Origin of the sequence: Lentilactobacillus kisonensis DSM 19906 = JCM 15041 (assembly GCF_001434135.1) — a bacterium.
GTDB lineage: Bacteria > Bacillota > Bacilli > Lactobacillales > Lactobacillaceae > Lentilactobacillus > Lentilactobacillus kisonensis.
In genome coordinates this window covers 1-462 of sequence record NZ_AZEB01000094.1, presented here as the reverse complement: position 1 = coordinate 462, position 462 = coordinate 1, and the positions used below count along the sequence as shown (strand labels likewise).

At 40.7% G+C, this 462-nt stretch carries 1 pseudogene; it reads right to left on the bottom strand.

Going from position 1 to position 462, the window contains the following annotated elements:
* Window positions 1-462: pseudogene (locus tag FC98_RS13855) on the bottom strand (IS30-like element ISLpl1 family transposase); the annotation flags it as partial.

Sequence of the window (462 nt, the reverse complement as noted above, 5' to 3'; positions counted from 1 at the left end):
TTAACCGGTATGCCCAAAGGAACCGTGATTTGCGATCGATTAAAGTTAATAAAACTGCCTTACTATGCCCACGAGGACCAACGACTGTATCTAGTTCAAAATCGCCGATGCGATTACGTTGATTAATCATCATGGGACGCTGTTCAATTGATCACCCCAAAGATTGATTATATTTGGATCGTTGGTCAACGTTACGCCGTTGGCGTACGCCATGTTCAGGTAGATCATTCAAGGAGAAACCAATTCTCCCCTGATTTAGCCAATTATAAATAGATTTAGTAGCTAGTTTAAATTCGTGAGCAATCATTCCTGGTGACCAGCTTAGACGTAAATGGTTGAGAATTTTTTGCTTTAACTCATCGCTCAGCTTAGTTTTCCGACCACATCGTGATCGCTTGTATTCGGCATCTGTTTGTGCTAATTCAGCCTGATAAGGTTGACATCGAGATAATTCATAAGAAA